21 protein-coding genes and 1 pseudogene are annotated in these 25,947 nt (G+C 61.2%); 7 read left to right on the top strand and 15 right to left on the bottom strand.

Features of this window, described 5'->3' with window-relative positions; translation table 11 throughout:
- Positions 1-118: 118 nt before the first annotated feature.
- From H3T93_RS04970 to H3T93_RS04955, 4 genes are read right to left on the bottom strand one after another with little or no spacing between them, the layout of a single operon-like run.
- Entirely contained in the window at positions 119-661 is a 543-nt protein-coding gene (locus tag H3T93_RS04970) for a pilus assembly protein (protein WP_144177777.1), read from the bottom strand.
- Positions 652-1,281 carry a pilus assembly protein gene (locus H3T93_RS04965; RefSeq protein ID WP_144177778.1) on the bottom strand — a complete coding sequence of 210 codons (630 nt, stop codon included), beginning with the start codon at positions 1,279-1,281 and terminating at the stop codon, positions 652-654. Before H3T93_RS04965 ends, H3T93_RS04970 begins: the two co-directional genes overlap by 10 nt.
- 45 nt (positions 1,282-1,326) lie before the next feature.
- Positions 1,327-2,415: a CpaF family protein gene (locus tag H3T93_RS04960; protein WP_144177780.1), complete on the bottom strand. Its 1,089-nt coding sequence runs from the start codon at positions 2,413-2,415 to the stop codon at positions 1,327-1,329.
- Positions 2,412-3,368 carry a hypothetical protein gene (locus H3T93_RS04955; RefSeq protein ID WP_144177782.1) on the bottom strand — a complete coding sequence of 319 codons (957 nt, stop codon included), beginning with the start codon at positions 3,366-3,368 and terminating at the stop codon, positions 2,412-2,414. Before H3T93_RS04955 ends, H3T93_RS04960 begins: the two co-directional genes overlap by 4 nt.
- A gap of 593 nt (positions 3,369-3,961) precedes the next feature.
- On the opposite strand from H3T93_RS04955, the gene H3T93_RS04950 reads away from it, so the two are divergent.
- From H3T93_RS04950 to H3T93_RS04930, 5 genes are all read left to right on the top strand, one after another.
- On the top strand, positions 3,962-6,208 hold the full coding sequence (locus tag H3T93_RS04950; RefSeq protein WP_110425893.1) for an RNA degradosome polyphosphate kinase: 2,247 nt from the start codon (positions 3,962-3,964) through the stop codon (positions 6,206-6,208).
- Between the two features lie 61 nt (positions 6,209-6,269).
- Positions 6,270-7,349 (top strand): NUDIX hydrolase, encoded by a 1,080-nt coding sequence (locus tag H3T93_RS04945; protein WP_144177785.1) that lies wholly within the window; start codon positions 6,270-6,272, stop codon positions 7,347-7,349.
- Positions 7,350-7,362: 13 nt separating this feature from the next.
- Positions 7,363-8,058, top strand: a complete 696-nt coding sequence (locus H3T93_RS04940; protein ID WP_181415198.1) for a thymidine phosphorylase — start codon at positions 7,363-7,365, stop codon at positions 8,056-8,058.
- Positions 8,059-8,306: 248 nt separating this feature from the next.
- Positions 8,307-8,945: a uracil phosphoribosyltransferase gene (gene upp / locus H3T93_RS04935; protein ID WP_015022561.1), complete on the top strand. Its 639-nt coding sequence runs from the start codon at positions 8,307-8,309 to the stop codon at positions 8,943-8,945.
- 445 nt (positions 8,946-9,390) lie between these two features.
- On the top strand, positions 9,391-11,466 hold the full coding sequence (locus H3T93_RS04930) for an ABC transporter permease (protein WP_144177789.1): 2,076 nt from the start codon (positions 9,391-9,393) through the stop codon (positions 11,464-11,466).
- Here H3T93_RS04930 and H3T93_RS04925 read toward each other — a convergent pair.
- Complete coding sequence (locus H3T93_RS04925) at positions 11,435-12,520, bottom strand: glycerophosphodiester phosphodiesterase family protein (RefSeq protein WP_144177791.1); 1,086 nt, start codon at positions 12,518-12,520, stop codon at positions 11,435-11,437. The genes H3T93_RS04930 and H3T93_RS04925 overlap by 32 nt on opposite strands.
- 177 nt (positions 12,521-12,697) lie before the next feature.
- Between H3T93_RS04925 and H3T93_RS04920 the strand changes: the two genes are divergently transcribed.
- Complete coding sequence (locus H3T93_RS04920) at positions 12,698-13,558, top strand: aldo/keto reductase (protein ID WP_144177792.1); 861 nt, start codon at positions 12,698-12,700, stop codon at positions 13,556-13,558.
- Positions 13,559-13,608: 50 nt separating this feature from the next.
- Here H3T93_RS04920 and H3T93_RS04915 read toward each other — a convergent pair whose 3' ends face one another.
- From H3T93_RS04915 to dnaB, 5 genes and pseudogenes are all read right to left on the bottom strand, one after another.
- Positions 13,609-15,318, bottom strand: coding sequence for an ABC1 kinase family protein (locus tag H3T93_RS04915; RefSeq protein ID WP_144177990.1), 1,710 nt, complete (start codon positions 15,316-15,318; stop codon positions 13,609-13,611).
- Positions 15,319-15,605: 287 nt separating this feature from the next.
- Positions 15,606-15,770: pseudogene (locus H3T93_RS09320) on the bottom strand (phasin family protein); the annotation flags it as partial.
- Positions 15,771-15,987: 217 nt separating this feature from the next.
- Entirely contained in the window at positions 15,988-16,794 is an 807-nt protein-coding gene (locus H3T93_RS04905; protein WP_144177793.1) for a type 1 glutamine amidotransferase, read from the bottom strand.
- A 26-nt stretch (positions 16,795-16,820) separates the two neighbouring features.
- Positions 16,821-18,227 carry a Mur ligase family protein gene (locus tag H3T93_RS04900; RefSeq protein ID WP_144177794.1) on the bottom strand — a complete coding sequence of 469 codons (1,407 nt, stop codon included), beginning with the start codon at positions 18,225-18,227 and terminating at the stop codon, positions 16,821-16,823.
- Between the two features lies 1 nt (position 18,228).
- Positions 18,229-19,569 carry a replicative DNA helicase gene (gene dnaB / locus H3T93_RS04895; RefSeq protein WP_046323917.1) on the bottom strand — a complete coding sequence of 447 codons (1,341 nt, stop codon included), beginning with the start codon at positions 19,567-19,569 and terminating at the stop codon, positions 18,229-18,231.
- Between the two features lie 416 nt (positions 19,570-19,985).
- Between dnaB and H3T93_RS04890 the strand changes: the two genes are divergently transcribed.
- The gene (locus H3T93_RS04890; RefSeq protein WP_233439339.1) at positions 19,986-21,377 is read left to right on the top strand and encodes an MATE family efflux transporter; all 1,392 of its coding nucleotides are present in this window, start codon (positions 19,986-19,988) and stop codon (positions 21,375-21,377) included.
- A 152-nt stretch (positions 21,378-21,529) separates the two neighbouring features.
- On the opposite strand, the gene H3T93_RS04885 is transcribed toward H3T93_RS04890, so the two are convergent.
- From H3T93_RS04885 to H3T93_RS04865, 5 genes are all read right to left on the bottom strand, one after another.
- Positions 21,530-21,868, bottom strand: coding sequence for a P-II family nitrogen regulator (locus tag H3T93_RS04885; protein ID WP_144177796.1), 339 nt, complete (start codon positions 21,866-21,868; stop codon positions 21,530-21,532).
- A gap of 17 nt (positions 21,869-21,885) precedes the next feature.
- Complete coding sequence (locus H3T93_RS04880; RefSeq protein WP_144177798.1) at positions 21,886-23,151, bottom strand: ammonium transporter; 1,266 nt, start codon at positions 23,149-23,151, stop codon at positions 21,886-21,888.
- A 197-nt stretch (positions 23,152-23,348) separates the two neighbouring features.
- Positions 23,349-24,671 carry a signal recognition particle-docking protein FtsY gene (gene ftsY, locus H3T93_RS04875; protein WP_186363938.1) on the bottom strand — a complete coding sequence of 441 codons (1,323 nt, stop codon included), beginning with the start codon at positions 24,669-24,671 and terminating at the stop codon, positions 23,349-23,351.
- 49 nt (positions 24,672-24,720) lie between these two features.
- Positions 24,721-25,284, bottom strand: coding sequence for a hypothetical protein (locus tag H3T93_RS04870; protein ID WP_144177799.1), 564 nt, complete (start codon positions 25,282-25,284; stop codon positions 24,721-24,723).
- A gap of 74 nt (positions 25,285-25,358) precedes the next feature.
- Entirely contained in the window at positions 25,359-25,937 is a 579-nt protein-coding gene (locus tag H3T93_RS04865) for a GNAT family N-acetyltransferase (protein WP_144177800.1), read from the bottom strand.
- Between the last annotated feature and the right edge of the window lie 10 nt (positions 25,938-25,947).

The following is a 25,947-nucleotide window of genomic DNA, read 5'->3' as shown; positions in this document are numbered from 1 at the left end:
GATACCTTTCACTGTGCCCGTTCCAGCACGTCTCTGCCGCCTTGTCAGATACATGTGGACGAGAGTGGACCTGCATCGGCAACCTGTGGACAACTGTGCCCACAAGAACTCCACACCCTCAGGACATCCCACCCGCAAAGGCCGCAATGCAAGGGATGACTCCGATCAGCACGAAGGCCGGCAGGATACACAGCCCGGTCGGCACCAGCAGCCTGACCGTGATCGTCGCCGTGGTCTGGGCCAGCGCGCTGCGGGCATGGTGATCCAGTTGACGGATGGTTGTCTCGATACGCGTCAGAGGCGATGATCCCAAACGCCAGGACGGCTCCAAACAGTCAGCCAGGACCTGCATGGACTGCCCGTAATCAGAATCGCCGATCGCCCCCGACCAGGACAGATTCCATCCGTTACCGCGTTCGAGCAGGTGAGCCACTTGAACCATCCGAAGCCCGTAAGGGCCTGGCAACAGCCCGCCAATAACCCCCAGAGCTCTGGGCAGAGAAGCCCCCTGACGAACAGCGACCCCCAGCAAGGCTAATACCAGGCTCAGAGGCGGAGTTGATACCTGCTCATCGGCTAATCGCTCACCAAAGCCGTCGAATTCCATGAGGAGAAGGGCCAGTATGGTCGACACAGCGGCAATCAGCGGTTTCAAATCCATAGATCCTCCCTGCCCAGCTCGTTCATCAGCTGATGTATCCAAACCAGACCAACAACATAGAAGGCCGCTCCAAGAATCAGACATATGGTTCCCGGGCCCGGGCGACATAGGAAGGTCAACGGTCGCGCACCCATGAACTCTCCCATGATGATTGTCAACACCGGCAAGATCGACAGGAGCCGGATCGTGGCCCTGGGCACAGCAAAGGCTTTTTCCCGGGCCTCATCCAGCGCCGCCCGCCGCCTCTGCATAACCGCCACGGTCCGCAGTCCATCAGAAGCCCGGCAACCCATGATGGCGCTGAGCCCATAACAGGCCATCAGAGCCTGGGCCATAATTGTCAGAGTCGGCCCCCGTTCCTGAGGCAGGCATCGGTTCTCCAACATGGCCATGACACGTTCCCGCGTGACCTCTTGGGTGGCGAACCGCCGCCCGGATGCCTCCTCGAAAGCCTCTATCAGACCGCCTCCATTGTCGACAAAGGCAAGCAGGGAAGTGATCAGCACCGCCAGGCCGGGCCGATCCGACTGTGCAGAGGGCTTGACTGACATGGCCTTGAGCCTTGCGGCCACGTCGCCTCTATGCGGAAGCAGGGCCAAACAGGCAACAGACGTTATCATCGCAGCCAACCAAGCTGCAGTCTCGCCATTCATAATCCACCTCAACTACGCAGCGTTCGCCGAGGCGCTGGTCACAATGCCCCACCGCCTGGCAAATTTCGACCAGGCTGTTCCATATGTAGCTGCACCTCGGCCCGGCCAGGTACAGACAGCCTCCCCCAAAAGCCGACCGTCAACGGTCGTCGTCAGTCGGCCAATCTGAGCGATATGTCTATGACCACCGGTTCGTTCCAGGTGGATAACAACGTCAAATGCCCCTTGAGCTAGAGCCGCCAAGGCCCTCGGCTCCAGCCCCGCCAGCAACCCCAAGGCCGCCAACCTGGCAGGAACGCGTTCTACATTGTCGGCATGCAGAGTGGCCATGCCACCCCGATGACCAGAATTGAAAGCTCGCAGCAGATCCGCTATCTCCTCTCCCCGGCATTCACCCAGAATGATCCGATCGGGCCGCATGCGCAGTGTGGCCTTAACCAAATCGACTAGCCCCACACCCCCTGCCCCTTCAATGTTGGATTCTCTGGCAGCCAGGGAAACCAAGTTCCTATGACCGGCAATACGGCCCAGCTCACGGACTTCCTCTACGACAACCAGCCGCTGCTCCTGTGGACACATGCCCAGCAGGGCCCGTAGAAGTGTGGTCTTGCCGGCACCCGTGCCACCAGTCACCAGAATGGTCGCCCGATTGACCACTAGCGCCCGAAGGATAAAGAGCCAACTGACGGGACACAGCCCGCCAGCAACCAGCTTTTCCAGACCGGGCGGGTTTCTGTTGGGCAGTCTGATGGAAATGGCAGCGCCTTCGGGAACGAGCGGGGCCAGCACGGCGTGAACCCTGATCCCCTCCCTGCTGGAGGCATCGGCCATGGGCCGAGCATCATCCAGGCGACGTCCCAGCTGAGCGCATAACTGCACAGCAAAGTCCCTTACTGCCCGAGGGCCTGCAAACCCAGGCCGAAGCAGAACCTCCTCCATGCCCGCACCTCGGTCGATCCAGACATCGCCCTGTCCGGTCACTGCGATGTCAGTCACAGCAGGATCGCTCACCAACTCATCCAAGTACCCGAAAGTGGGCGGCTGGGCGAAATCATCATCAGGGAATGAACCTTCGATGCTTTCCCCACTTCTCTCGATCATTGGACAGCCTTAGACCGAGTCAGTTCGCGAGAAGAGACCCGCTCTTCCCTTCTTTCGCCGACGATCATTCCTGCAATCCGCTCCACCAGGGGATGAAGAGCCCGAGCGTAAGCACGCGGCACCCGTTCCAGACCACGTCCATCCAAGACGGATGCAGACAGTTTCGGTTGCGGATTGAGAACCACGTCCACCGATCGGCCCAGAAACTCTTCCGCCTGCCCCGGGTCGACGCCATGACTGACCCGGTGCTGAGTGGGCATCATACCAATCAGAGCCATGGGGGGCCTACACGAAATCAATGGACCGTCTTGAGCTTGGTCGCCCGCACCTCTGCGGCTGTTCAGAGCATGGAGCAGTGCCTTCGCCCGTGCAAGGCCCAGCACGGTCATATCCACCATCAACAACGAAGGCAGACCCTTCAGCGAGCGCAGATTACCCAGACCACGGCCCCGACCGGCATCGATCACCAGGAGATCAGCAAATCCAGCCATTGCGTAGACAGCTGCATCCACGTCCCACCAACCCTGTGACGGAGCACTCCAAGGATCGTTGCTGAGCAGCGGGATGCCATCCCAGACCGGCAGCTCTTCACGGAGGGCCTGAGGATCCACCCGGCCCAGGGGAGCTCGGATTCGTCCCAGCCGCATGCCAGGCGCCCCCTCGATGCCGACCAGGACATCCATCCCTCCGCCGTCCAGGTCCAGATCCACCAGAGCGCATGACAGGACCGTGTCCCGAAGCTGCTTGGCCATCAAAGCTGTCATGGTTGTCAGCCCAATGCCTCCTGAGGCGGAAAGAAAGACCAATCCGGCCACAGTGGACCCATATTTGACTTCCGGGTCGCTCCGCCCGATGCCGGTATCCTCGCCCGCCCCCCTGCCTGGTTGGTGCTCCGAGGACAACTCGACCGATTTAAAGGAGTGCAGAGTCCTTTCAGCCTCCCACCCTTTCATGCAGTCTTTTATAACTTTCGGCCGTCTGCCTATGCTCATTCCAGTCATGGCTACCAGTACATCCCCCCTCTGGCATCAGCACCAGTCCCCGGAGCTGATGTGGTCGAATGACCCCATGTCTCCACACCGCTTCGCCCTCTTTGTGTATAAATGCATCAAGACCGCGACACGCCTGAAATTGCAGTGTTTTTGAGCCCAAGCCCATGAAATGCCACAGATGATCACACGGAAGCAACAGATTCCTCCAAACCTGGTGTATTTGGCCTGCCTCAATGCACGCAATCGCACAAAAGACCAAGTCGGCAGCTTTCCCCCGCCCCAGCCGATGGACAGGCTTGCCATCGGCCTCAAAACTGGCATAATAGCTTATACAAGGACGGTTCAAGAGCACGGAAGCCCACAAAGTGTATGGCCACTAGGACCGATACGTTGGACGGGTGTATAAGACTTGACCGTTGCAACGATGATGTTGTGCAGAGATTCCATCTGGACCGACCTTGTGGGAACGGCCTCCTGCGGGGGGCCGTTCCTATTTATCCACAAGCTTTATCAATGATTGCAGAGGACGGCACCTGCGAATAGAGTGCTATGGTATGGTTCAGAAATTTGACGCACCCTCCAAGGCCTTGCTACGGAGCCAGATTGCGGAGCATATTGCCGAGACCGATGGCCAGGCACGGCATGTATCCAAGCACTCGGATCACCCGGTCTCGCCCTTGCCTGAGGACCGCTATTTCGACCGGGAACTGAGCTGGCTCAAGTTCAACAAACGCGTACTTGAGCTGGCCGAGGATGAGAGCGTGCCCCTGCTGGAGCGCGCCAACTTCGCCGCCATCTTCGCCAGCAATCTCGATGAGTTCTTCATGGTCCGCGTGGCGGGTCTGAAGCGTCGCGTAGACACCGGCATCGCTGTAACGGCTGCCAGCGGAATGAGCCCCCGTCAGCAGCTGAGAGCCATCTCCGAGCAGGCCCACAAGCTTCAGGATGAACATGCCCACTATGTAATCGACCACATCCTGCCGGATCTGGCCGCCGAAAGCATCATCCTGCTGAGCTGGACACAACTGAGCAGCCAGGAACAGGAACGGCTCACCAACTTCTTCCGGAACCAGGTCTTCCCGGTCCTGACCCCGCTGGCCGTCGACCCAGCCCATCCCTTCCCCTATATCTCAGGCAACTCACTGAACCTGGCGGTCCTGGTGGAGAACCCCACCTCGGGCAAGACCCACTTCGCCCGCGTTAAGATTCCCGACAATCTCTCACGTCTGATTCCTGTGGACGATCTGACTGACGAAGAGGGCAAGGAGGAGCGCTACGGGTTCATCACCATGGAGAATCTGATCATCGCCCACCTGGAATACCTCTTCCCCGGCATGATCATCAAGGAGGCCCGCTCCTTCCGCGTCACCCGCAATGAGGATATTGACGTCGAGGAGGATGACGCAGAGAACCTGCTCAACGCCATGGAGAAGGAGCTTCTGCAGCGAAGGTTCGGACCGCCCATCCGCCTGGAGATTTCCGACTCCGCCTCTCCCTTCCTCTCCCAGCTGCTGGCCAGCAAGCTGCGAGTCAACCAGGAAGAAGTCTATCGGCTGCCTGCTCCCCTGGACTGGACGGTCCTGTTCGAGCTGCAGTCCATCGACCGGGCCGACCTCAAGTTCCGCCCCTTCATTCCCACCACCAACCGGCAGATCGCCGAAGTGGAATCCAGCCAGGCCCAGGACATCTTCGCCGCCATCCGCGAGCATGACATCCTCCTCCACCACCCCTATGACTCCTTCTCCACCTCGGTTCAGGCCTTTCTGGAGCAAGCGGCGGCCGATCCGCGAGTGCTGGCCATCAAGCAGACCCTCTACCGGACCTCAGGCAACTCGCCCATCATCAATGCCCTGGTGGATGCCGCGCACGCTGGCAAGCAGGTCCTGGCCCTGGTCGAGATCAAGGCCCGGTTTGATGAGGAGGCCAACATCGCCTGGGCTCGCCAGCTGGAACGGGCCGGCGTCCATGTGGTCTACGGAATCGTGGGCCTGAAAACCCACTGCAAACTCTCTCTGGTGGTTCGTCAGGAGCAGGACGGCCTACGTCGTTACTGCCACGTGGGCACCGGCAACTACAACCCCAAGACCGCCCGCCAGTATACCGACCTGGGTCTGCTCACCTGCGATCCAGTAGTGGGACAAGACCTGACCAGGCTCTTCAATCAGCTGTCAGGCTATGCGCCCAAGTCCTCCTTCCACCGCCTGCTGGTAGCCCCACGCACGGTCCGCTCCGGGCTTCTGCAACGGATCGCCCGCGAGGAAGAGACCGCCTTGAACGGTAAGCCCGCGTGGATACGAATCAAGGTCAACTCCTTGGTGGATGAAAAGATCATCGACGCTCTCTACCGGGCCAGCCAGGCCGGAGTTCGCATAGACATCGTGGAGCGTGGCATCTGTGCCCTGAAGCCAGGCGTGCCCGGGCTGAGCGAGAATATCCGAGTCCACTCCATCCTGGGACGGTTCCTGGAGCACAGCCGCATCTTCGCCTTCGCCAACTCTCAGGGCCCCCAGATCGGCGAGGGTCCCTTGGCCGGACCAGAAGTCTGGATAGGCTCTGCTGACCTGATGCACCGCAATTTGGACCGCCGTGTGGAAGCGTTGGTTCGCATCACCGCACCCGAGCAGGTACAGGGTCTGATCGACTACGTGGATCTGCAGATGGCCGACACCACCAGCTCCTGGCACATGCAGCCTGACGGCACTTACGTGCGCCATAGCCGGGATGATCAGGGCCGGCCTCTGGTCGACTCGCAGGAGTACCTGATCGACCGTCACTCCCGAACCCCCAGGGCCAGGCGATGATGATACGCCTCCAAGCCGGCAGGCCCGCCGCAGAGGCGGACGATCGGGATGGCATCCGGCCATGAGCAGGACGGTCGAGGCAGCCGGAGCCATCCTCTACCGGTGGCGCACAACCTTCCAGGGATGGATGAAATTTAGCGACGACGGCCGAGCAGCCCCAGGAAGCAGCCCCCGATCCGACCTTGATGAGCTGGAGCTTTGCCTGGTCCATCGTCCCAAGTACGACGACTGGAGCTGGCCAAAGGGCAAGCTGGAGAATCGTGAGACCCACATGCGGGCGGCTGTGCGCGAGGTCGGCGAGGAGACAGGCTGTCTTGTCCGGCTGGGGCCATACCTGGGGGATGCCGAATATCCGTTGAACAACGAGGGCCGCCGCCGGGGCGGCAAGGGCGGCAGACTCAAACATATCTGCTACTGGATGGCCACGCCGACCGACTCGGAACACGCCGCCGGTCAGAGCGCGCTGCTGGGTCCCATCCACCTGCCTGATTCCAGGGAAGTCGACCAGATACGATGGGTCGGAGCCTCTGAAGCCCGCAAACTATTGACCCACCCCAGCGACAGAACCATATTGGACGCCTTCGTGGATCGGGTGGAGCAGGGTGGCATCCGGGCTCGTCAGTTGATCATCGTCCGCCACGGCAAGGCAGTGGCACGAAAGGAATGGACGGGCAAGGATGCGAATCGTCCTCTGACCCCCAGGGGCGCCGGCACCTGCTACGCCCTGGCTCGGGAGCTGGCCTGCTTTGCTCCCGACCGTCTCCTGTCCTCCCCCTGGATCCGCTGTGTGCAGACACTGCGTCCCTACGCCGACGAAGTAGGCCTGCCCATAGAGATGGTGGCCTGCCTGACGGAGTCCTCCTATCACCGACACCCAGACCAGGCCCACAACTGGCTGGACGGGCAGATGGCCGACCTGCTGAAAGGTAACAGAACCATCATGATCTGCATGCATCGACCTGTCCTGGGAGGAGTCTTCGAGAAGCTGCGCGGGCTATGCTCCAGCGGATCGCTGTCCAAACGGCTGCCAGACGACTCCCCCTTCATGCCCACCGGCAACGCTGTCGTCCTCAGTCTGACCGGCGACCCCAATCATCCGACCATCATCGACATACAGAAGGTGACTCCCATTGTCTACTGACAGCAACTCCAGAATCGGCTCATCCTCAATCCGCTCCTCCCGCACGGGATTCGTGGCCTCCGGCACCGGAGCATCCAGGCCCTCACGCCCTGGCCAGCTGGATCCAGCCATCGCTGACCAGCTCTCCGGAGGCATGGATCCGCAGCAGATCAGCGAGATGAGCCATGTATCAGCAGCCTCCCTGCTGGACCGGGTCCACCACAGTGCCGACCCGGCCATCGTAAAACGGGTTCTGACCCTGGTAGACCGTGAGGGTGTGGATGTCGTGGCCGAGCTCTGGAGTGACAGCGACCCCGACTCTCTGCCCGGCATTCTTTGGCGCCTCTACATGCTTCGCAGCTGGATGCGTCGGGACGCTGATGGAATCAGTCGTCTCTGGAGGCTGGGCGAACCTACCGACACCGCTGCATCAGCAATCGCCGGCGTGGACCAGGCCCCGGAGGCCGACGACATCATCCGAACCGCCGACTCCATCCTCTCCGGAGCTTTCACGGGCGACTTCGCCATAGCCCTGGAACGCGCCGGAGCCTTCTGCGACGTGATCGCCCGCGGAATCAAGACCACCATCCGGGATGCCCAGAGCCGGCAGCTGGACGGTCAGGAAGCCAAGGAGGTCGACGCAGCACAGCGCACCGTCAACTCCCTCAATCAGACGGCACGTGACTTCATGAGGGGCGCATCACTCTGGCGGCGGGGACGGCTGGAGTAGAATCCGCCATCCTTTCAAGCCGGAAGCGTAAGCGCGTCGTGAGCACAGATCAGACCCCGGCATGCCCTACAATGGGGACTGCGTCGGACCATGTCTAAGCCCCGGGCTCCGTTTGTTGCCGCTGCGAGCGGCGTTTGCGCCGACAGGCGCTTGCATGGTTCGGCGTTTTCATTTCCACTCCCAAATCGAAGGCAGCATGGCTTGCCGGTCGCTACCAGAAGCCGACCCGCTGAGCTACGCTGAGAGGTATGGAACTTCACGTACTGGAACACCCGCTGATCGAACATAAGCTGACCGTACTGCGGGACAAAAACACCCCTTCCAACACCTTCCGCGAGCTGATCAGCGAACTGGTCATGCTTGAGGCCTACGAGGCCACCCGCAATCTGGACATCGAGGACCACCCCATCGAGACCCCGGTCGCACCCATGGTGGGCAAGAAGCTCTGCTCCCCCCGCCCCATGGTGGTTCCCATCCTGCGCGCCGGACTGGGCATGCTTGACGGCATGACCCGGCTGCTGCCCACCGCCGAGGTCGGATTCCTCGGTCTCAAGCGCGACGAGAACACTCTGGACATCATCACCTACGCCAACCGTCTGCCAGAGGACCTCTCCGGACGTCAGTGCTTCCTGCTGGATCCCATGCTGGCCACCGGCGGCACCCTGATCGCCGCCACCAAATACCTTGCCGAGCGCGGCGCCAAGGACGTGACTTCCATCAACATTCTGGCCGCTCCCGAGGGCCTGAACCGCCTCAAGGAGGAGATGGATCCCTCCATCAACCTCAAGGTGGTGGTCTGCGCAGTCGATCAGAAGCTGAACGAGCACGCCTACATCGTGCCTGGCCTGGGCGATGCCGGCGACCGCCTTTACGGCGTCATCGACTGATCCAAAGAACTGACAGGGCACGAACCCCATACCTGACAAGGACCCGAATCCTGCACGATTCGGGTCCTTTTTCAACGGTGTTCGATGGCCGCCCCGGCAGATGCTGTGCAAAATGGACTAGGCTTCCCTCCCCTACCCCGTCAGCGAGGATAGGTTCGCTATGAAGTCGTCGCTATAGAAACTGCCGGCTCTGCAACGCCATGGAGCTTAGCGAACCAGTCATCATGTCTGTAATCCTTCCAACCTCTATTCTCCCAACCGTCTATCCCTCGACTTCCACCCTCTCGCCCTCTGTCCTCTTGCCCACCTCTCGCACGAGAGTGCCTAATCGCTGATCGCCACCCTGGTTCTCCCCCCTGGTCTGACCCTGAAAACACCCTGAGTGGGCCTTCACCCGGTGTTGCAATAAGAACAGCAGCATTCAAAGGCGAGAAAGGAGCACACCATGGAGGGCAAGTCCCTTTCCCTGGGTGGATCAATCACAGGAACCGGGGCCTCAGGACCGATGGGCGGGGGCGGCTCGCAAACCGCAGTTCGAACCAAGGCACGCACTCCTGGCCTGGCCTCCCTGGTACGATCCTTTCTGCATGAGCATCGGTCCTCCTACACGGTCATGGTCTTGGCGGTCATGGCCGCTTCGGTCCTTACCAGCGCCTGGGCCCAGGTAGCCGTTGCCGCTCGGAAGGGCGACGGGATGCCAGATACTCGCGCAATGAATTCCTACGACCGCGCTATGACCCTGTTATTACAAGACGGCGCTTCACTGATATCCATAATGTACGCCTGCATATGCGGGTTCGTCTCCATCTTCCTCGTCATCACTTCTGTTGGGTTCCTGATCGAGCGCCGTCGTCGCGAGTATGCCATGATGCGGCTTTCAGGCGCCTCTCCCAGGACCGTGAGATTCATCTCCCTACTGGAATTCATGATTCCGGTAGGTTTGGCCGCCCTCCTGGGCAGTTTGGCGGGATGCCTGCTGGTGCCCGCATTCGCCAAGTCCCTAATCAACTCAGGCTTTGAAGCGCTGGAAATGACCGCGCATCCCCACCCCACGGGAATTTTCTTCACTTTCGTAGGGATACTCCTGGCAGGCCTCTTGGGAACCTGGTTCGCTGCCAGGAGGATTACCGCGATCTCTCCCATCGAGGCCCTGCAGGACTCGGGAAATCGGTCAGAGACCAAGTCAATCGGTCCTCTTCGCCTGATAATCGCCCTGGCCGGCCTGGCTGGAGGACTGGCCATGGTCTATCATCGCTTCAAGGGCATGGACATTGAAATCCAGATCATGGCCTCGACCGGCTGTCTGCTCGTCATCATCGGCGCCCTGGCCCCTGTCCTGGTTCCGGCCTGTGCCAACCTGATCGGCATCCCCTTCCAACTGGCCTTCCGAGGCGCCGGTCTCCTGGCGCGGCAAAGGGCGCGGAAGGAAAACCGGAGCTCCACCGCCGTAGCAGTGCCGATCATACTGATGCTGGTCATCGTAACCGGATTTATAGCCCTGGGACGATCCGGCTGGGCACAAGAAGCCATAAGCCGGTATAAGCCGATCGCTGCCGAAACCATGATCAACGCAGAGACCAATGATCCAAGAGACCTGGATCGCCGACTTCGGTCCATTGCAGACATCGAATCCGCAGTCACCTATAGCGAGGGATCCTGGACAACTGCGGACAAGGAAGATAATGGCGGCAATGACGAACCTTCCGTCATGGCTATGCACGTCAACAAAGCAGGCAAGAGCGTCAATACAATTAGCCCAATCTTCATCAAGGGCTCCGCTGCTGACCTGGGGCCGGGCAAGATCGCCGTTATTGCAAGTGGCCGCACCCAGGAGAAAAACCCTATTGGTCGCAAGCTGACTCTGATCGACAGGTACGACAAAGGCCATACGCTGACCATCACCGCCGTAGTCGATATGACCCCGACGGGGCAGACGGGCGAATACCTGATGACGGATGCAGACCTGTCGCAACTGGCGCCCGACAACAGTGGATCGACCACCCTGGCCAGGACCGCCCCAGGAGTTCGGACAGGCAATCTGATCAGTCAACTCAATGCTTCATGGGACAGGAAGGGCATCAAGGCCTGCACCAAGAAGGAGTACATTCGTTCCAACATCCAAAGGTCACAGGAGGTGCAGCGGGCCATACCCCAGATAGCGAACGGGTCCATCGTTCTGACGGCCATATTTCTGATCCAGGCATGCGCCATCGCGGTCAATGAGCGTCGCCAGGAGAATCGTAGAATGCAGGCCGCCGGTGTTTCACGTGGAACCTTGGTCTGCTCCTCGATTTGGGAGTCAGTAATCGATGCCCTTTCGGCCATCCTTCTTTCAGCCCTGGCCATGGCGGGGGTGCTTGCCGTCATCTTCCACCAGTTGTCCGGCCAGATAGACATGAGCGTTGTGCCTCTCCCCTACGGCTACTTCCTGACCATGGCACTCTGGGCGATAGGCCTGGCCGCTGCAGCCTCCGGGCTGTATAGCTGGTTCAGCTCTCGGGCAGATACGACTCGAAGATGATCCCGTCGAAGTCCGCACTGGCCTCCTCTTGTGCACGCTCGGAGCGGACGGTCCAGGCGATGGGCGTTCCACCCAGGAACCGGTACAGGCGCATGGGCAGTGAGTGCCCGCTGTGCCACTCGCAGGCCACGAAGTCCGGCCGCCCCAGCCAGTTGAAGAGGAGGGATCCGGCCATCCAGCGCAGAGCCGATGAGCAGGAGTCCACCCGGCCGTGGTAGGGGGCGACCAGTTGCCCTCTGGTGACGCCTGGGTGGTGAGCCCGATACCAGGCAAGGGCCAGGACGTTGAAGGACTCTATCACATAGGGGCCTTGGTACCTGGACAGGAGGGCATCGGTCCGACGCATAAGCTCCCGATCCAAGCCCCGATCCATCTTGATTTCGACAACCAAGGGTACCCGGCCATCCACCAGAGCGAGCACCTCGGACAGAAGAGGCACATGCTGCGCCTCGGGATCGTTGAGGCCCCCGTCCCCGCCCTCCGTTTCGGGACCGCCATCGTGGTCGGCAGAGCCAGGAATTCCTTCCCCGGACTCAAGAGCCTGGGCAGGGCTTGGGCACAGGGGAATCCTCTGCAGCTGCTCATAGGTCAGGTCCGCCACTACCCGGTTGACGCCAGCCATCCGCTGCAGGTCTCCATCGTGGATGACCACCACCTGGCCGTCCCGGCTGAGATGAACATCCAGCTCAATCCCGTAGCCGGCCCTGCAGGCCGCCTCGAAGGCAGCCAGAGAATTTTCAGGCGCCACTACCCGAGGGAACTTGGCTTGGGCCGAGGCGTGCCTGCCTGAGGGACGATCGGATTCAACCTTCAGACAGTCATGGATACGATGCAGGTAAGCTGTCTGTCCAGTGTTGGGATTGGTCGTCTCCATACCCGAGCCAGCATCGTGCAGACCCCTATGAGCATATGGATGCAGCGACAGGCCCGCAGGCTTTCTCCGGCCCGCAACCACCGAAAGACCGGGGGCCAGAGCCCAGCACCAACCTCCCAAAATCCCGAATCCCAGACCCAGCGCGACCTTGCCGGCCAATCGTGCTTTGGACCCCATCATCGCCTCCAGCCATCAGTACTTCATTATCCACGCTAGCATCGCAGGAGGCTGGACGCGCTTTGCCGGCTTGACTTCAAGCTGCTTCAAAGCCTTATCCTTGAACATGCAGATCAGAGAGGCATGCCCCGCCTTTAACCAACTCCGTCGAGCAATCTGCCAAGAAAGAAGCACGATACCATGCAGAATGATTCATCTACCTCCATCCCGTCCGTCAAACTCAACAACGGCGTCCTCATGCCCATGGAGGGCTTCGGCGTCTACCAAATCGCCGACCTGGACGAATGCCGCCGCTCAGTCCTGGATGCCCTGGAGACCGGGTACCGGGCCATCGACACGGCCCAGGCCTATGGAAACGAGCAAGCCGTCGGAGATGCCCTGGCCCAGAGTGGCCTCGACCGCGACCAGGTCTTCCTGACCACCAAGGTCTGGATTACCAACTACGGGTACGACAAGACCAAGGCTTCGGTCGAGGAGTCCTTGAAGAAGCTGGGTACTGACCACCTGGACCTCGTCCTCCTCCACCAGCCCTTCAACGACTACTACGCAGCCTGGCACGCCCTTGAGGACCTCTATGACCAGGGGGTCCTGCGGGCCATCGGCGTCTCGAACTTCTATGCCGACCGCTATGTGGACCTGGTCAAGTTCAACAGAATCGTCCCGGCTGTCAACCAGCTGGAGACCCACGTCTTCCACCAGCGCCCCCAGGAACGCACCTACATGGATAAGTACGGCACCCGGATCGAATCCTGGGGACCCTTCGCCGAGGGACGCCAAGGGATGTTCACCAACCAGACCCTGACCGAGATCGGACAAGCGCACGGCCGTACCGCAGCCCAGGTAGCCCTGCGCTTCCTGGTTCAGGACGGGGTCATCGTCATCCCCAAGACCACCCACCGCGAGCGCATGCGCGAGAACCTCGACATCTGGGACTTCCAGCTCACTGACCAGGAGATGGACCGACTGCGGGCCATGGACACCGGCAAATCCGCCTTCATGGACCATGAGGACCCTGAAACCGTGGAGGACTTCGCCGGCTGATTCAGCATCAGACAGTATCTATACCCAAATAGGATGAAGGGGCTCTCAGCCTAGGCTTCGCCGTTGCGTCGCCGGCGCTTGAGGGCCCGGTGCTTGATCAGGATGTCCAGGACTATCCAGACCGAAAGAATGAAGGCCACCACGTATCCCAGCATGCTGACCACCGGGATACCGAAGACCACCGGCTTGATGCGGGCGAAGTAGACGATTGAAGAGCCTACATAGAGGCCGACGACAATCAGGGCCATGGTCAGCCTGTTGACCATGTCAGACAGCTGCTGCAGGGGTTCCTCGGAACCCACCAGCTGCACATTGGCGCGTAGCTGGCCCCGGGTCAGCATCTTGGCTGCGGTCTGGGACTCAGCCAGGGCGCCCAAAAGCCCATGCAGAGCCAGATCGCCCTGGATGCCCAGTTTCCGGGTCTCCTCCTTGAGGATGGATCCCGTGCCTTGGCTATAGGCGACATGATCGGTGATGATCTGTACGATGTTGGCCTCAGGCAGGAACTCGTCCAAGAGTCCTTCAAGGGTGACCAGGCACCGCGCCACCATGGTGACCGACCCCGGGACCTTGATGCCATGCCGGGCGGCCAGCTTCATAACGGCATTGACGTATTCGGCGATGTCCAGATCGGCCAGATCCAGCTTGCCGAACCGCTGGACGACCGCATCCAGGTCGGCCAGAAGATAAGGGTAGTCCTCGGCCCTGGCCTCTTCCGTACCGGCGAAGCGGAGCAGCCCCTGGGCCAGCGCTGGTGAATCCTCGCGGCCTACTGCAAAAATCATGTCCTTCAAAGCCGATTTGGTCACCTTATCCAGGCGGCCGACCATCCCAAGGTCTATCAGCACTATGCAGCCATCGCGAATGATGATGTTGCCGGGGTGCGGATCGGCGTGGAAGAAACCCCGGTCCATGATCTGGGTGGCATAGTTGTCGACCAGCTTGATGCCGATCTCCTTCAGGTCATAGCCCTGGGCCACCAGCTGGGCGGGCCGTGAGAGGGATATCCCGTCGATGTACTCCATCACCACCACATGTCTGGTGCACAGTTCGGGATAGGGCTTCGGGCAGTCGATGTAGGCGTAAGCGTCGCAGAAATCTTTGAACTCCGCCAGATTGGCGGCCTCCTGCTGGAAGTCGACCTCGGACTGGAAGGTCTCCCAGAGCTCCTCGACCACCCCGCGGATGTCGATCACCTGGGTGCTGCGGACGAACCGGGAGGCCCACTTGACCATGCTGCGCAGTATGTCGATGTCCTGGGCCATGGTCTCTTGAATCCCTGGGCGCTGAACCTTGACGGCCACGTCCTCACCGCTGACCAGGCGGGCCCGATGCACCTGCGCCAGGGAAGCTGACCCCAAGGGAACAGGGTCTATGGAGGAGAAGATCTGGTCGAGCGGACGGCCGTACTCGGCGGCCAGGGTGCTGGTCACCACGGAATACGGAATGGGATCCGCATCGGCGCGCAGCTTGGAGAGCTCACGGCAGAAGGCCTCCGGCAGGATTTCCGAACGCATGGAGAGAATCTGGCCCACCTTGACGAAAGTGGGCCCGAGCGCCTCGAACAATCGGCGCATGGTGACCGGGGTCAGACCGTGAATGATGTCGAATTGGTTGGCAATGCGGATCATCTCAGCCAGCCGACGGGCCCTGCCACGCCTATGACGAATCCTTCCTGCTGCCCCCTGCCGCTCTCCGGTGCCGACCCCGAAGAGGCCAATGGTCTGCACTGGAGCATCATGTCCGTTCATGGCATCCATACTCACCACTCACCTGCGTCCTTTATCCGCATGGCCGACCAGCGGCAGGCATTCCGGCGCAGACGACCGACGCTAACAGTAATTAACCGCCTTCAGCCCTGCTGACCCGCAATGGGATCATTGGAGGTGATGGGGATGGACCCAGACCGACGATTCGGCATTGGCGCCAGGGGCTCATGGTCAGGACGACGGGGATCAGGAGCAACATGAGTCGCAGGCCTGGGCGCGCCAGCAGCCGGGGCCGACGCAGCCGGTGCAGGTGCAGGAGCGGGAGGGTTCTTCCTGTTCCGCTTTAACTCAGTATTAAGAATCTTCCCCTGCTCGACTGTCAGCTCACCCTTCTTGACCAGGTTGTCAATGACCTCCTGGCCCTTCTCCACGCCTGTGGCCAAGGCTCCGATGCCAGCCAGAAGCACCTTGTGCAATCCGTCACCGATATGCAAATCCGACATGATATGCCTCCCAGCATTCATACGCCCTTGAAGTACCGGGCTCTTTTGACCGCCAAGAGACGAGCGGCCGTCTCTCTTTATAGTCTAGCTGGATATCCCCGACTGATCCCACTCGACACCGTAGCAGGAGGGACCGCAACGTCTTTCCCCTGTTATTGCCCTCCGACCACTCATCAAAATCTGTGCCGGACCCGCAGACGCAACCGCAGGCCCCTCCTCATCTGGGCCTGGAGGCAGCGATGCGGCTGGCCTGATCTGCCAGGGAGTCCAGACGCTCCAGTTCGCTCCGGCTCCTCTGGTCCATGGCCTTCTTCATCTGGGCGAAGGTGCCCTGGCCGTACCGCCTTTCGGCTGCACCCTTGATAAGAAAGTCTGTGATGGCCGGATTCTTCGGCAGCAGCGACCCGTGCATGTAGGTGCCGATGACCTTCTTCCATCGGGCCCCCTCGGTGTGGTCCTTGCCATTGTTGCCGCGGCCATCCTCGGTCACCATGCCCAGGGGCTGGGCCCCCTCCCCCAGGTAGGTCAGGCCCGAGTGGTTCTCGTAGCCGACCACCCTGCCGAAGTCCTCTGCCTGCGCCACCAGGTTGCCGATCATCCGCTCGGGCTTGGCAATGGTATGCACGTCAAGGATGCCGACCCCCTCCAGGCGCTCATGGTCGGAGGTCTCAAAATAATGGCCGAAGAGCTGATAGAGCCCACAGATCATCAGCATGGGCACATCCTGGTCGGCCAGATCGTGCAGAAGTCCACCCCGCTTCCGCAGGTCGTCGATGATCCGTTCCTGGCCATGGTCCTGACCGCCGCCGCCCAAAATCATATCGATCCGCTCCGGCCAGGCATCGCCGGGATCGTAATAGCGGACCATGGGGCGGAACCCATACAGCTCAGCCCTGCGGGTCACGCTGAGTATGTTGCCCGAATCCCCATAGATGTTCATGTCACGGTGGTAGAGGGAGAGGATTTGCAGCGGCGGATGGTCTCCCACGGCCTCGACCTTGGCCTTATCCTGAGTCTGCGGCATTCCTGCGCTCCTTCTGGTTCGCTCGCTCATGCGCCCACCCCGGCATCGTCCACGCTCGTGATCCTGCCGAGGGCGGACCGGAGCCGGAGCATAGACGTGTAAGTGCAGTAGATTCGCTTGGGTCGGCCTGGATGCACCTCCAGGAAGGCTGCCAGCGCCCGATCCAGGTCGGTCTCGATCGCCTCGGTGGGCACCTGGTCATAAGCCAGGCGCAGGGCCATGTCATAGGCCCGGGTGCCGGAAACCATAGCCACGCCGGTATCCCTGAGCGAGGTGAAGTCCACATCCCAGAGCCAGCTCATGTCACGTCCGTCCGCATACTCGTCGCGGATGGCGATCATGGTGTCCTGTCCGGCAGGGTCGAAGGAGGACAGGGCCAGGCGGAAGCCCATGGGGTTCTTGACCAGGACCAGCTCAACCGGCGCGCCCTGGTAGGTGATGACCTCTCCGCGGCCGAAGGCGGGCGTCACCTTGGACAGGGCATCCATGAGCGCTGCATCATCAGGCTCCCTGTCTTCCAGAACGACTCTCACCAGCGCCAGGGCAGCGGCCGCATTGTAGAGGTTGTAGACGCCCTCCAAACGCAGATTGGTCTCCAGGATCCGACCGTCTAGGCGGAAGGCAGCCCTGTGGTCCATGACCCGTTCCAGGGTCACCTCGGCTGGCAGCCGGTGACCATGGCGGATCGGAGGGGGAGCGCTGCCTGCACCATCACCGTCAGCACCATCACCGTCAGCACCCCGGTCCGAGGCATGCATGTCGTCATCCGTGGGGAAATAGTTCAGCAGATCGTCTGACAAGCCGAAGTAGGCCACACCGGTCTGCGCCGGTGTCTGGGCGGCCAGGCTGGCAATGCGCGGATCCTCACGGTTGAGGACCACCGTGCCCGTGGTGGCCTGGGCCACCTGACCCAGCAGCCGGGCTGTAGTGTCGATTTCCCCAAACCGGTCCAGCTGGTCGCGCATGACATTGAGCAGAAGGGCGTAACGGGGCTTGACCTGCCGTACAAAGTGGACCGCATAGGCCTCATCCAGCTCCAAGACGGCGATGTCGGCATGCAGATGGCCGGAGAGCCCCAATGTAGAGACCAAGGCCGAAACAACGCCGCGGGTGAAGTTGGATCCGGTCGGATTGGTGAAGACCTTGAGGCCCAGGGATTCCAGCATGGAGGCCACCATCCGGGTGGTGGTGGTCTTGCCATTGGTCCCCGAGACCAGAACCACACCACGAGGCAACCCCGACAGGGTTCTGGCCAGGAAGCCGGGGTCGATCCGCTCCACCACCTTGCCAGGCAAAGCCGAACCGCCATGATGGGACAGCCGCGAAACGAGGCGTACCGCCTTGCCGACCAGAAGGGCCAAGAGGGAGCGCCAAGGCCGACGGGGACGACCAGGCTGATCGGCAGGCTGCGCCTTGGAAGTCGTGGACCGCATATCAGACCCCTCCCTGCTGATAGTCCTGGGGCATGTCCTTGAACTTGGACTTCTCGCCCAGGAAGGCCAGCTTGAAGGTATCGGTGGGGCCGTTGCGGTGCTTGGCCAGAATGATGTCGGCTTCGCCCGGACGGTCCTCCTTGTCGTAGAAGTCCGGCCGGTGGACCAGGAAGACCACGTCGGCATCCTGCTCGATGGAGCCGGACTCGCGCAGGTCGGAGAGCATGGGTTTCTTGTCGTTGCGCATCTCGGGACCGCGGTTGAGCTGGCTCAGCGCCACCACCGGAACCTCCAGCTCCTTGGCCAGCAGCTTCAGGGCGCGTGAGAAGTCGGAGACCTCCTGCTGGCGGGATTCGACCCGCTTGCCCGAGGTCATCAGCTGCAGGTAGTCGATGACCACCAGCTTCAGGTCGTTGGTCTGCTTGAGCCGGCGGCACTTGGCGCGGATCTCCATCAGGCTCATGTTGGGCGAATCGTCCAGGAAGAGCGGGGCGTCCTGGAGTCTGCTCCAGAAGGTGTTCAGCGTGTTCCAGCGCTCAGGGGTGATGTCGTCCGCCCGGCGCAGGGCCACCAAGGGGATATCGGTTTCGGCCGAAATGATGCGCTGGGCCAGCTCAGTCTTGCTCATCTCCAGAGAGAAAACCACTGTGGTCATGTTGTTGTGGAGGGCTGCGGCGCGGGCAAAGTCAATGCCCAGGGTGGACTTGCCCATGGCCGGGCGGCCGGCCACCACGATCATCTGCCCAGGCTGCAGGCCCTGGGTCACATCGTCGATGCTCTTGAAGCCGGTGGGCACGCCCCGCTCCATTTCGCCGTTCTGCAGCTTGTCCAGCTGGTCCAGGGTGTCATGGACGACCGGCCCGATGGCCTCGTAATCCTGGCGGACCCTGCCCACGCTCATCTCGTAGACCTCAGCCTGGGCCAGATTGACGATGTCCTCGGCCTGGGAGCCCTCGGCCGAGTAGCCCAGCTGGGCGATCTTGGTGCCAGCCGCGATCACATTGCGCAGGATGGCCCGCTGGTGGACGATTTCGGCATAGTAGGTGGCGTTGGCGGCTGTCGGGACCGAGGCCACCAGGGAGTGCAGATAATCGGTGCCGCCCACCTTCTCCAGGTCGCCGGATTTGAGCAGCTCATTGGCCACCAGGACCGCATCCACCGGCTGGGAGGCCGAGAAGAGTGTGACGATGGCCTCGTAGATGGTCTGGTGCTTGGGCTGGTAGAAGTCGGATATTTCGATCATCTGGCTGACCTCGCCGATGGCATCCTTGCTCATGAGCATGCCGCCCAGCACGGCCATCTCCGCATCGTCGTCATGCGGGGGCACCCGGTCGAAAAGCATGTCACGGCCGGTCTGGGCATGATCGGCGGGACGCTGTTCGGGATGGGTGTAGTCGGTGTAGTCGTCGGAAGCCATAGCCACGATTCTACGAAGAGGACCGTCCTTGACAGCCCTAAGAAACGGATTTCACCCAAGGCATTCACTAGGACGCGCCGACCGTGCTGGACGGGGTACAAGGCTGCTCATGCATGTGTACAGAAAAATAAGTTATCCACATTCAAGGCGTGTCCTAGAGGACATGTGTGCAACTTATCCACCTCATGGGTATAACTCTGTGCAAAACTTGGGGACAGCCTGCCACATCATCAATCCGGCTTGCACTCAAGGCTGTTTGGTGATACGGCATCCACGACAGGGCGTCCACGGACTGGCTTTCCTGGATTGTGTCTTCAGTCCAGAGCATTAGCATGGCGTCCATGCGCAGCCACAGGAACATCTCCGAAACCAAGACCACATCAATCACGCCGGAAGAGCGGCGGACGACCTACCGGACCATTGCCGGACTGGCCATACCCACCTTCGGCCAGCTGATCGCCTCCCCGCTCTTCGTCATGATCGACACCGCCATCGTGGGCCACATCAGCGACTCGGCCCTGGCCGGGCTCTCCGTCGGATCCACTGTGGTGCTGACCACCGTGGGGCTCTGCATCTTCCTGGCCTACGGGACCACCTCCCAGGTAGCCCGACTCATGGGTGCAGGCCGGCGTAGGGAGGGCATGCAGGCCGGCGTGGACGGCATGTGGCTGGCCTTCGTCATCGGCCTGGTCGTCTGCGCCCTGCTCCTGGCTCTGAGCCGGCCCATCTGCAGCCTGATGGGAGCCCGCGGGCCGGTCCTGCAGGCAGCGCAGACCTACCTGAGTGCCCTGGTCTTCGGTCTTCCGGCCATGCTTATGGTCTATGCGGCCAACGGCATCTTCCGGGGACTGCAAAAGGTAAAGATCACCCTGGTGGCCGCTGTATCAGGCGCCATCCTCAACACCGCCTTGGAGGTCCTTCTGGTCTTCGGCCTGCACATGGACATTCTGGGCTCAGGCCTGGCCACGCTGATTGCCGAGTGGGCCATGGGGCTCTTTTTGACCATCCCCGCCCTGGTCTGGGCCCGTCAGGAAGGCGCCCAGCTGCGGCCCCGACTCTCAGGCATGGCGGCCAGCATGGGTGACGGTTTCCCGCTCTTCCTGCGAACCCTGGCCCTGCGGATCTGCCTGTTCATGACCGTGGTGGCTGCAGCCCACCTGGGCGAGCAGGTATTGGCAGCCTACCAAGGGGTCAACTCGGCCTGGAACTTCGGACTGAACATGCTGGATGCCGTGGGCATCGCCGGTCAGTCACTGGTGGCCACCGAGCTGGGCGCCAGACAGCGGGCGCGAGCGCGGGTCATGACCGACATGTCAGCCAAGGCCGGCATGGCCATGGGAGTGCTGGTCGGGCTGATCATGATCGCTTTGGGCCTCTTCGCTGCTCCGTTGTTCAGCCCAACGCCGGCCATCAGGTCTTTGATCACCGTGGGCATGATCGTCCAAGGGGTCTTCATGCCCGTCGCTGGATGGATGTGGGCCTTGGACGGAATCCTGATCGGAGCCGGGGATTATCGCTATCTGGCAGCCACCTGCTCCCTGACAGCCGTGATCTATGTAATCGGACTGCTGGGCATGACGGCTCTGGCCATAAACTGGACACCCACCTGGCGGATAGCCATGCTCTGGGCCGTTCTCAATGTCCTCTTCATCGGCGTCAGGGCCATCTGCAATGGCTTGAGAACGCGCACCGATGTCTGGATGGGGACGATCGACCAGACCAGCCAAGCGTGAAGAGCCATTCTCAACGACTCAGACAAGGAAATCCCAGACATAGAAAAAGCAGGATCCCGATAGCCAGACCATGAAATTGGCCACAGCGACGAGATCCTGCAAAACTGGTCAGCACAGGAAAACGACCATACAGACGGCAGCAGGTAGCTGCCTCAGATGGCGTCGACGCCGGTCTCCCCGGTACGGACCCTGACCACCGAGTCCAGGGTCTGCACCCAGACCTTGCCGTCGCCCACAGTGTTGGTGGCGGCGGCCTGGACGATAGCGTTGACCAGCTCGTCGACCCGGCGATCCTCAGTCAGCACCTCCAGACGCACCTTGGGAACCAGGTCCACCTTGACAGTGCTGCCCCGGTAGACCTCCTTATGGCCGCCCTGCCGACCATAGCCTTGGGCTGACGAGACGGTCATGCCGTGCACGCCGACCTCGGTCAGGGCCTGTTTAACCTGATCCAGCCGTCCGGGCTGAATGATGGCGGTAATGAGTTTCATGCTGCCTTCCTTTCTGATCAGTTCAGAATAGACCCGAAGTCGTAGGCGCTCTCACCCTGATCGCTCTGATCGACGCCGATGACCTCCTGATCCTTGCTGACCCGCCAACCAATGGTCTTCTCCAGCGCAAAGGCAATCACGCCAGTTACTGCAGCCGCGTAGATGATCGCAATCAGCGCCACCAGGAACTGAACCAGCAGCTGCCGGAAATTGCCGCCGGCCAGGAAGCCCGTGCCGGTACCAAAGAAGCCTATCAGCAGAGTGCCCAAGAGACCACCCACACCGTGGATGCCTACCACATCCAAGGAGTCGTCATAGGCGAAACGGAACTTGAGCCCACAGGCCAGGCAGCAGACGAAACCAGCCAGGAGGCCGATGACCATGGCCCAGAGCGGGGAAACCACGTCGGCCGCTGGAGTGATGGCCACCAGGCCGGCGACCATGCCGGATGCTGCACCCATGGCGGTGTAATGCCCGGTGCGGACCCGTTCAGTAAAGAGCCAGCCCAGGGTGGCGCCGCTGGCGGCTATGGTCGTGGAAACCCAGGCATATCCGGCTGTGCCATTGGCAGCGAAGGCAGACCCCGCATTGAAGCCGAACCAGCCGAACCAGAGCAGGAAGGCGCCCAGCATGACCATGGGCACGTTGTGGGGACGCATGGATTCCTTGGGGAAGCCGATTCGCCTGCCGATGATGAGCACAATGATCAGGGCTGCTACTGCCGCGTTGATGTGGATGACCGTACCGCCTGCGAAGTCGTGCGCCTGAGCTCCGATGGCGTTGGAGATGGGTCCATCGGCAGCCAGCAGTCCGTGATTCCAGACCATGTGGGCCATGGGCGCGTAATCCAAGGTGATCCAGAGGGCCACGAAGATCATCCAGGTGCTGATTCTGACTCGCTCTGCAAGGGCTCCCGAGATCAGGGCCACGCAGATCATGGCGAAGGCGGCCTGGAAGGCGATGTCCACCGTGTGCGGGTAGGCAGCGTTTGCGGAATCAAGCGAGGTGAAGACCCCATTCTTGGCTGTGACCGTGTCCTTGAGCAGGAAGCCGGTGATGGGGTCGCCGAAGACGCCGCCGATATCCTTGCCTGCAAAGGAAATCGACCATCCCCAGAGGGCCCAAATGATCCCAGTCACGGCAATGGCCAGCGTGGACATCATCATCATGTTGAGCACAGCCTTGGCGCGGACCATACCCCCATAGAAGAAAGCCACCGCCGGAGTCATCAGGAAAACCATGGATGCCGCTACCAGCATCCAGGCAGCATTTCCAGAATCCATGCCTACACCTCTCTTTTCCCCATCCGAGCGAGCAGTCCCAATAAAGAGGACTTCCCTCCGGACAGCCTACGTCAGAATCTCTTCCACTTCCCGATTCATCAAACAGGAAGCGGATGACGGTCAGGTCACCGCCGCATTACCTGCGGGTGACTATTGGATGACCACCTTATGACCGACTAGCCGACCGACTGGCCGGACTACTCGTCTCCCAGAATGCCGTCGACAAAGGATTCGGGATCGAAGACAGCCAGATCGTCGGGACCCTCGCCCAGCCCGACCAGCTTGACAGGCACGCCCAGCTCCCGCTGGACAGAAACGACGATGCCGCCCTTGGCCGAGCCGTCCAGCTTGGTCAGGACAATGCCTGTGACCCCAATGGCCTGGGCGAAGACCTGGGCCTGGATCATCCCGTTCTGCCCGGTGGTGGCATCCAGGACCAGCAGAACCTCGTCTACGGGCAGGTTCTTCTCGATCACCCGCCGGATCTTGCCCAGCTGATCCATCAGGTTGGCCTTGTTCTGCAGGCGTCCGGCTGTGTCCACGATGAGAACATCTGCATGTTCGTTTTTGGCCCGTTCCGCGGCTTCGAAGGCCACCGAGGCTGGGTCGGCACCGTCGCGGTCGCTACGGACCACGGGCACGCCCACCTTGCCGCCCCAGGTCTCCAACTGGTCAGCGGCGGCGGCACGGAAAGTGTCGGCAGCACCCATAACCACCGACTTGCCATCGGCCACGAAGAGTCTGGCCAGCTTGCCCGCGGTGGTGGTCTTGCCCGTACCATTGACGCCCACCATGATGATGACCGATGGCCTGTTGGCCTGGGGTCGGGCAGCCGCCAGAGTTCGGTCCATGTTGGGGTCGACCAGATCGATCAGGCGTTGACGAAGGCCACGCCGCACTGCTGCTGGGTCCTTCTGCCCGGTGATCCGGGCATCGTCGCGCAACTGCTTCACCAGCTGTTCGCTGGCCTCAGCGCCCACATCCGCCATGAGTAGGGTGTCTTCCACATCCTCCCAGTCGGACTCGCTCAGATGATCCTTGGTCAGAATGGCAAAGAGGGCCTTGCCGAAGGGGTTGGGGCTCTTGGCCAGCCTGGCCTTGAGCCTGGTCATACGGGATGCGGATGCCTCCGGGTGAGCCAGCTCCTCCTGTGCCGACGGTGCTGCTTGATCGGCTGAGGACGATTGACTGGATGCCTCTGAAGCGACTGAGCCTGCAGAACCTTTAGGTGCGTCCAAATTGGGGGACACATCCGATACAGGCGAGGCAGAGTGGACTGCCCGGTCACCCGACGAAGCTGCTGGGGAGGCATCAGGTCGGCCTTCAGCTTGGCTATTTTCTGCAGAGGTCGCCGACTCCGGAGGCAAAGAAGAGCGGCCATCACCAGGCTCTTCCGTCCTGCCGGGACGGGTGGAATCCCCCTGGGACCGGCGTTTGCGGACCGCCACCAGAATACCGACCACCGCCAGCACCAGGACGATCAACACCGCGATAAGAATAAGGAGCTGCTGTGTTGTCATAGGTACCAGCCTAAGGGCGAAAAGGGACACGGACGGTTATCGCCAGCGGTCACTTTCCGCCTGGGTGGCTCTTTTCCGTCTGCGAACCGCTCTTGACTGCAGGCATGACGTCGGAGGTGGTGGTCTGAGGCTCCCTCCGCTGTGGACGCGAAGGCTCGGGGCTGGATGATCGTGGGGCGGAGTTCCTGGGAGCTGGAGGCCCAGAGGTCGCAGAAACTGACGGCACGGCATTCTTCTTTTGTCTCGGGCTGACCGACGATGTGGAATCGCTGCTCGGTGGCGGGGGCAGATTTATCTCGTCCGTGGAATCGGAGGCCAGCAGACCCCGAACCTCTACCACAGAGGAGGAATTGACATAGACCGGATAGGGATGTTCGCCGTCTTCAGCGGTTGATGCGTCCTCGCCCGAGCCAGGGGAGAACGACAGGTGCCCTCCTGCTATCCGCGGCAGCTTGTTCTCTCGCTCCTGCTGACGGCGTGCAGCCCGGCGCACACGCTCATCGAGAGACTGGGAGAAGGCACGGTCCTGGGACTCGCCAAGCGCCAAGCGCATGACAAATACAACGAATGCCACCACCACCAGCACCCATACCAGGACAATCAGCCAGACCATACATGCCATTCTCTCAGAAGAACCCCGCAGACGCGCTACGACACGAGGAATCTATTGGTCTCTTTCACACTGGTTCACGCGGACGCGTTCTTTGGTCGGCTCGCTTCGGCATGCAAATCAATCCAATATCGTTCTACTGGCTGACCAAAGCTGCTGAGGAGCACATTCTCCAGTTGCCCACCACGCGAGAGGATGGTACGGCGGCTGGCCAGATTCGACGGGGAGCAGGTGATCAGGACCCGGCTCATGCCAAGAGCGGCCGCCCGTCGCAGGCAATCATCCAGCATCAGCCCGGCATAACCCCGCCGACGACAATCAGGGCGAACTGAATAGCCGATGTTGCCGCCCGAGCGTAGAAGCGCCTCTGTAAGCTGCAGCCTCAACTGAATCATCCCCACCAGTTTGCCGCTGGGGTCCATAGCGGCGAACTGCAGGGCAGGCACAAACCCCGACGGCAGATCATCGCCGCGCGCCTGACGAGCCACCTCCGGCAGGCCTGACTGACGAACCTCATCCAGGCTGCGGCAGTCCTCCAGGGGGCCGAGCCCGGCCGCTTCATCCTCAGGCCGAGCACGACAGGACTGCAGATATTCCCAGATCGCTTCGGCATTTACCGCCCCCGGGTGATCCATCCTCACCAGACGGATTCCCATAGTTCCCCTC

It is taken from the genome of Bifidobacterium sp. M0404, assembly GCF_016101415.1.
In the GTDB taxonomy this organism is placed as follows: Bacteria; Actinomycetota; Actinomycetes; order Actinomycetales; family Bifidobacteriaceae; genus Bombiscardovia; species Bombiscardovia polysaccharolytica.
Note: the sequence above shows the minus strand (reverse complement) of the source record. Positions and strands in the feature narration are given on the sequence as shown.